This is a genomic window from Kitasatospora sp. NPDC038210 (assembly GCF_055600605.1).
This window is the reverse complement of sequence record NZ_JBVJYK010000089.1, coordinates 1-1,332: the sequence shown is the minus strand read 5'-3', so window position 1 is coordinate 1,332 and position 1,332 is coordinate 1. Positions and strand designations below refer to the sequence as shown.

Sequence of the window (1,332 nt, the reverse complement as noted above, 5' to 3'; positions counted from 1 at the left end):
GGGCGGCGGGCGGGCGGCGGGTGGTGGTCGAGTTACGGGTCCGCCGGTTCCGCTGCCGTGAACGAGCTTGTCCCCGGGTCACGTTCGTCGAACAGGCGCCGGGGCTGACTTTCCGTCACGGCCGGCGGAGCCAGGGCCTGCAGGCCGCGCTCCAGCAGCTCGCCCTGGCCCTGGCTGGCCGGGCCGGCTCCCGCCTGGCCGAGACCTTCGCGGTCCCGGTGAGCCGCTCCACGCTCCTACGGCTGATACGCGCCCTGCCGGATCCGGCGCCCGCGGTGCCACGCGTGCTGGGCATCGACGAGTTCGCCCTGCGCAAGGGCCACGTCTACGCCACGATCCTGGTCGACATCGAGACCCGCCGCCCGGTTGACCTGCTGCCCGACCGCACGGTCGCCACCGTCCGGTCGTGGCTGGCCGACCACCCGGGGGTGAAGGTCGTCTGCCGCGACCGCTCCGCCTCCTACGCCGAGGCCGCCAGGCTCGGGGCCCCGGGCGCGATCCACGTCGCCGACCGGTTCCACCTGTGGCAGAACCTCGCCGACGCGGTCGAGACGACCGTGCTGCAGCACCGAGCCCTGCTGCCCGAACCAGCCCCTCCACCCGGCCCTGCCACAGCAGTTGTCCTTCCACCCGTCAGCGCCGAGCCCCGCCGGACCGGACGCCTGTCCGACCGGGTCCGCGAACAGCACGCCGCCGTCCACACGCTCGTGAAGGACGGGTTCAGCCTGCGCGCCGTCGCCCGCCGACTCGGCCTTGCACGCGGCACCGTCCGCCGACTGGCCGGCGCGCAGGATCCCGACGAACTGCTGGTCGGCCGCTGGACGGGACGCACCAGCATCCTCGACCCCTACAAGCCCTACCTCCACCAGCGCTTCGCCGAGGGCCACACCATCGCCCGGCGCCTGTTCGAGGAGATCCGACAACGCGGATTCCCCGGTCAGGAGCAGATCGTGCGCGTCTACGTCCGCCGGCTGCGGGAAGCCTTCCCGCACCAGGACCCGCCCCGCCGAAAGCCGTCCGTAAGGGACGTGACCAGCTGGATCACCCGCCACCCCGACCGCCTCCCCACCGACGCGGGCCAGCAGCTCAAGGAGATCCTGACTCGCGTCCCGGCACTCGCCACCACCGCCGAGCACGTCAGGTCCTTCGCCGAGCTGATGAACGACCGCCGCGGCCGAGAGCTCAAGGACTGGATCACGCGCGTCCAGCAGGACAAGGTCCCAGCCCTTCGAAGCTTCGCCGCCGGCCTCCTGCAGGACCTCGACGCAGTCGTCGCCGGTCTCAGCCTGAGCTACAGTTCCGGCGCGGTCGAGGGCCACAACAACAAGATCA

The 1,332-nt window shown here is 72.4% G+C and carries 1 protein-coding gene; it reads left to right on the top strand.

Translation table 11 applies throughout. The annotated features are described in order from the left end of the window. Positions 1-20: 20 nt before the first annotated feature. The coding region (locus ACZ7KX_RS42715; protein WP_470331346.1) for an ISL3 family transposase at positions 21-1,332 on the top strand (1,312 nt) is incomplete at its 3' end.